The sequence below is a fragment of the Kitasatospora sp. NPDC004240 genome, from assembly GCF_053603215.1.
Genome location: NZ_JBSGFD010000338.1, coordinates 1 through 5411 on the forward strand (window position 1 = coordinate 1; position 5411 = coordinate 5411).

At 75.3% G+C, this 5411-nt stretch carries 4 protein-coding genes; all 4 read right to left on the reverse strand.

Annotated features, from left to right (window positions below):
* Positions 1-120 precede the first annotated feature (120 nt).
* On the reverse strand, positions 121-1644 hold the full coding sequence (locus ACWEQL_RS40605) for a M1 family metallopeptidase (RefSeq protein WP_452156350.1): 1524 nt from the start codon (positions 1642-1644) through the stop codon (positions 121-123).
* Between the two features lie 140 nt (positions 1645-1784).
* Positions 1785-2657 carry a sulfurtransferase gene (locus ACWEQL_RS40610; RefSeq protein WP_452156352.1) on the reverse strand — a complete coding sequence of 291 codons (873 nt, stop codon included), beginning with the start codon at positions 2655-2657 and terminating at the stop codon, positions 1785-1787.
* Positions 2654-4090, reverse strand: coding sequence for an MBL fold metallo-hydrolase (locus ACWEQL_RS40615; protein ID WP_452156354.1), 1437 nt, complete (start codon positions 4088-4090; stop codon positions 2654-2656). The genes ACWEQL_RS40610 and ACWEQL_RS40615 overlap by 4 nt, the downstream gene beginning before the upstream one ends.
* Positions 4087-5181, reverse strand: a complete 1095-nt coding sequence (locus tag ACWEQL_RS40620) for a molybdopterin-dependent oxidoreductase (RefSeq protein ID WP_452156356.1) — start codon at positions 5179-5181, stop codon at positions 4087-4089. The genes ACWEQL_RS40615 and ACWEQL_RS40620 overlap by 4 nt, the downstream gene beginning before the upstream one ends.
* Positions 5182-5411 lie beyond the last annotated feature (230 nt).

Here is a 5411-nt window from a genome sequence, read left to right on the forward strand (position 1 = left end):
CACCGGGGGGGGCGCCCCGGGGGGGGGGGGGGGGGCGGGGGGGGCCCCCCCCCCCCCGCCCCCCCCCCCCCCGGGGGGGGGGGGGGGGGGCCCCCCCCCCCCCCCCCACCACCGGCGGTCTCAGTGCTCGTGCACCGAGTTGGTCTCCTGGATCTTCTTCCAGGACTTCGGCTCCGCCACCGGCCCCGCCGGGGCGTCCTTGCCCACCGGGGCGGCCAGCGAGGCACCCGCGGCCGCCGCGCCCGGCACCGGGCCGACGGCCGGCTTGGCCGCCGTGAACAGCCAGGTGTCGAACAGCGCGGCGAGCTTCTTCCCGGAGATCCGCTCCGCGTACGCCCGGAAGTCCTCGACGGTGGCGTTGCCGTGGCGGCGCTCGACGTTCCAGCCCTTCAGGATCCGGAAGAAGGCCTCGTCGCCGACCGCGTTGCGCAGCGCCTGCACCGCCACCGCCCCGCGGTCGTACACCGCGCCGTGGAACTGGTTGTCCGGGCCCGGGTCGCCCGGCTTGACCGTCCAGAACGGGTCGTCGGCCGGGTGCGAGGCGTAGACGTGGTCGGCGAGCTCCTGGGCGGTGCCCTCGTTCTCGTACTCGGACCAGAGGAACTGGGCGTAGCGGGCGAAGCCCTCGTTGAGCCAGATGTCCTGCCAGCGCTGGACGGAGACGTTGTCACCGAACCACTGGTGGGCCAGCTCGTGCACCACGACCGAGGTGTTGGAGCCGCGCGCGAACTGCCGCGGGCTGTAGAAGACCTGGGTCTGGGTCTCCAGCGCGTAGCCGGTCTTCACATTGGGCACGTAGCCGCCGACCGAGCTGAACGGGTACTCGCCGAAGTAGCCGGCCAGCCAGTCCACCAGCTCGCCGGTGCGCTCCACGCTGGCCCTGGCGGCCGCCGCGTTCTCGCCGAGGTCCTTGCTGTACGCGTTGTAGACCGGCAGCCCGCCCGGCGTGGTGTCGGTGCTGATGTCGAACTTCCCGATCGCCAGCGTGGCCAGGTAGGTGGCCTGCGGCTTGTTCTCGCGCCAGCTGTAGCGGGTCCAGCCGGCCCGGGAGGAGGTGCCGGTCAGCACGCCGTTGCTGATCACCTGGGTGCCGTCGGGCACCTGGACGGAGACGTCGAAGGTGGCCTTGTCGGTCGGGTGGTCGTTGCTGGGGAACCACCACCAGGCGCCCTCGGGCTCGCCGGCCACCACGCCGCCGTCCGGGGTGCGCAGCCAGGCGGTGAAGCCGTAGCGCTTCACCTCGGAGGGTATGCCGGAGTAGCGGACCACCACGGTGGCCCCGGCGCCCCGGGCGAGCGGGCGGTCCGGGGTGATCTCCAGCTCCTGCTCGCCGGTGGCGGCGAACTTGGCGACCCGGCCGTTGACCAGCACCTGGCTGACGTCGAGGGCGAAGTCCAGGTTGAAGCGGGAGAGGTTCTGGGTGGCCGTCGCCAGAATCGTGGTGGTGCCCTCGATCCGGTCGGTGTCCGGCTGGTACTTCAGCCGGATGTCGTAGTGCGAGACGTCGTACCCGCCGTTGCCGTAGGTCGGGTAGTACGTGTCGCCCACGCCCGCGGCCCCGGCCGCGCCGGGGGCGGCGGAGGCGGGAACGGCGAGGAGCAGGGCGGCGGCGCTGGCGGCAGAGACGATCAGCCTCTTGCGCACGGTGGTCCTCCAGGGTCACTGGGACAGGTGGTCGTGCCGTCGATACTGGCTCGATCCCTGTCCCGTCGGAACCCCGTCCACACCTGATTTATGAAGCGTTCATGCAAAGAAACCCGGGTTCGGCCGGCGGTGACCGGGCGTCACGCGCCGATCGCCACCGGGGCGCGCACCAGCGAGCCGTACTCGGTCCACGAGCCGTCGTAGTTCTTCACGTGCTCGAAGCCGAGCAGCTCGGTCAGCGCGAACCAGGTGTGCGCCGAGCGCTCGCCGATCCGGCAGTACGCGATGACCTCGCGCTCCGGCTCCACGCCCTGGCCGCCGTAGAGGGCCCGCAGCTCCTCCGCCGAACGGAAGGTGCCGTCGTCGTTGGCCGCCTGCGACCAGGGGATGTTGACCGCGCCGGGGATGTGTCCCGGCACCTGGGCCTGCTCCTGCGGCAGGTGCGGCGGGGCCAGCGCCTCGCCCCGGAACTCGGCCGGCGAGCGGACGTCCACCAGCACCGAGTCCGAGCCGGGCTTGGCGAACACCTCCGCCTTGGCCAGCACCTCGTCACGCAGCGCCCGCAGCTCCGGGTGCTCCGCCCCGGTCAGCCGGTACGCGCTCTGCTGGTAGTCCATCACCTCCTCGGTGAGCTCACGGCCCTCCAGCTCCCACTTCTTGCGCCCGCCGTCGAGCAGTCTGACCCGCTCGAAGCCGCGCAGCCGCAGCAGCCAGTATCCGTACGCGGCGAACCAGTTGTTGTTGCCGCCGTACAGCACCACCGTGGTGTCGTCCTCCACCCCGGCCACGCGCAGCAGGTGCTGCACCCCGGTGCGGTCGACGTAGTCCCGGCCGACCTGGCTGTGCAGGTCGGTGGTCCAGTTCCAGGCGACCGCGCCCGGGATGTGTCCTTGCTCGTAGGCGGTGGTGTTCTCGTCCACCTCGACCACCCGGACCGTACCGTCGTCCAGGTGGTGGGCCAGCCAGCCCGTGCGGACCAGCGCCTCGGGGTGGGCGTAACCGTTGCCGGTCATGGTCTGTCCTCCTCTCGTTCCCGGTCGCGCGTCAGGTCACGGACCTGGTCGGGTCCGCGCTCCCGGGTCAGGTCGCGGACCAGGTCGGGGGCGCCGCCGCTGGCCACCGCGGTGACCGGCAGGCCGGCCGCGGCGAGCAGTCCGGCGGCGACGGTGGCCCGGCGGCCGCGCCCGCAGACCGTCCAGATCTCCCGGCCGACCGGCAGCTCGCCGATCCGCTCCGGCAGCCGGGTCAGCGGGATGCCCGTCGCACCGGGCAGCGGCGGATCGGGCACCGGCCGGACGTCCAGCACCAGCGCGCCCAGCGCCCGCACCGCCCCCGGCACCTCGGAGATGTCGGCGGTGCGGATCGAGGCCAGCGGGCGTCCGGAGCGCGCCCAGCGCTCCACCCCGCCGTCGAGCGCGCCGATCAGCCGGTGGTCGTAGCCGATCCGCAGCAGTTGGGTGACCGCCTCGTGGACGGCGTCCGCGAACGGCTCGGGCAGCACCAGCACCAGCGGGGTGCCGAAGGGCACCACCTCGCCGGCGATCGCCGCGAAGGAGCCGTCCAGCTCGTCGCCGAGGGCGCCGGGCAGATGGGCGTCGGCGTAGGCGCGGCGGTCCCGGGCGTCGATCACCAGCGCGCCGCGGTCGAGCGCGGCGGCCGTCTCCTCGGGGGTCAGCCGCGCCAGTGCGGGCGGCCCGCCGAGGACGGCCGGTCCGGAGCGGTTCAGCGGGCCCATCTGCCGGTAGTAGGCGGGGGCCGGCGGCAGGCCGCTCAGCCGGGCGGCGACGAACTCCTCCTCGTCCAGTGCGCCGAGCGCCGGGTTGGCCGTGCGCTGCGCGCCGACCGTGCTGGTGCGCCGGCCGGACGCCGGGCCGGACGCGCAGGAGCTGCCGGCCCCGTGGGTGGGCAGCACCCGGGTACCCGGCGGCAGTTGGGCGAGCCGGCGCAGCGAGCGGTACTGCGCGCGGGCGAGCTCCTCCGTCCGGTCGGCGCCGGACAGGTCGGTGCGCCCGGCGGTGCCGACCAGCAGGCTGCCGCCGGTGAAGACGGCCGCCGGGGCGCCGTCGCCGGTGCCGTCCAGGACCAGGTACGAGGTGTGCTCGGCGGTGTGCCCGGGGGTCTCCAGGGCCTGGATCCGCAGGTCGCCGACGGTCAGCTCGTCGCCCTCGGCGAGCGGCAGGTGGTCGAAGCGGTAGCCGGCGCGGGCCGGCCCGGCCACGGTGGCGCCGGTGGCGGCCCGCACCTCCAGCGCGCCCGAGAGGTAGTCGTTGTGGACGTGGGTGTCCAGCGCGTACCGGATCCGCAGGCCGCGCTCGGCGCAGGCGGCCAGCAGCGCCCAGCAGTCGCGCTGCGGGTCGACCACCACCGCCTCGTCGCCGGAGGCCAGCAGGTAACTGCTGTCGCCGAGCGCCGCGGTGACCACGGTCTCGATGGTGTTCCCGGTCATCGCGTCACCCCGTTCCCCACGGGCGTCGGACCGGCCGTCACCTCGACGTCCACCCGGGCCACCGGGTTGCACCCGTAGCCCTGCTCGTTCCACGGCGTGCTGAGCGGCTGGGTGCGCCCGGCCGCGTCGGTCGCCCGGACCTCCAGCCTCACCGGCCCGGGCCGCACCGGCATCCACCGGTACGACCAGTCGCACCACGCGTACGGGCCGGCGGCCGGGGCCAGTGCGGCGGGCCGCCAGGGGCCGTCGCCGGCCCGGACCTCGACCCGGCCGACCGGGGCGCCGCCGCCGGACCACGCCTTGCCGCGCACGCTCTCCGGCCGACCCGCCGGCAGCCGGGCGCCCGGCTCGGGCCAGGTGATCAGCGACTTCACCCGGATCACCGTCACCGGGCCCTCGGGGGTGCCGTCCGGGGTCCCGCTGGAGTGCCGGTAGACGTACTCCTCGGCCTGGAACGGACCGGTGAACGGCCGGCCCACCGCCCGCACCGCGACCAGCCACTTCACGTCCGCCACGCCGTAGCGGCCGGGCACCACCAGGCGCACCGGGGCGCCGTGCCCGGCGGTCAGCGGCGCGCCGTTCATGTGGGTGGCCAGCAGGGTGTCCGGGTGCAGCGCGACCGCGGCGGGCAGGCTGCGCTCGAAGGCGGTGGCGCGTCCGCGCAGCCGGCCCCGGTCGGCGCCGGTGAAGACCAGCTCCACGGTCTCCGGCCGCAGCCCGGCCGGCGCCAGCACCTCCCGCAGCGGCACCCCGGCGAACCGGGCGCAGCCCACCGCCCGCTGCCCCCAGGGCAGTCCGGGCGGGCGCGGGGTCATCAGGGCGCGGCCGTTGCCGGCGCACTCGACGACCACGTCCAGTTCGCGCCGGGCCGAGCCGCGCAGCACCTCGTACCCGAGGTCCAGCGGGGTGGCCACCAGCCCGGTCACCCGCAGCCGCCAGCCGGAACGGTCCAGCCGGGGCACGCCGAAGTGGTCGCGGACGAAGAACGCCCCGGTGGGCGTGATCGGCTCGGCCAGCGCGGCCGAGGGGGTCTGCGCGTTGTACGGCTCCGCCGAGACCGTCTCCGGCTCCCAGCGCGTCACGGTGCTCATCCCGGGCTCCCTGTCACCACCGCCGCCGGGCCGCCGCCCGGTCGGCCGTCCTCGCGTCGCCGCCCGCCGTACCCGTCCGTCATCGCCGTCACGTCCTTCACGCGGGTCTGCCGATCGCCGTCGCCGGCCCGGTGCGCAGGGCCGCCAGCGCCCGGCGGGCGCCCAGCCGTTCGAAGACCTGCGCCGCCTCGGCCCGCAGCGCCCGGTCCTCGGCGCGCCGCGCGCCGCTG

Excerpts from the sequence above, each read along its gene's own strand:
- ACWEQL_RS40610 (WP_452156352.1), bottom strand. The coding sequence starts at position 2,657 with ATGACCGGCAACGGTTACGCCCACCCCGAGGCGCTGGTCCGCACGGGC.
- ACWEQL_RS40615 (WP_452156354.1), bottom strand. The coding sequence starts at position 4,090 with ATGACCGGGAACACCATCGAGACCGTGGTCACCGCGGCGCTCGGCGAC.
- ACWEQL_RS40620 (WP_452156356.1), bottom strand. The coding sequence starts at position 5,181 with ATGAGCACCGTGACGCGCTGGGAGCCGGAGACGGTCTCGGCGGAGCCG.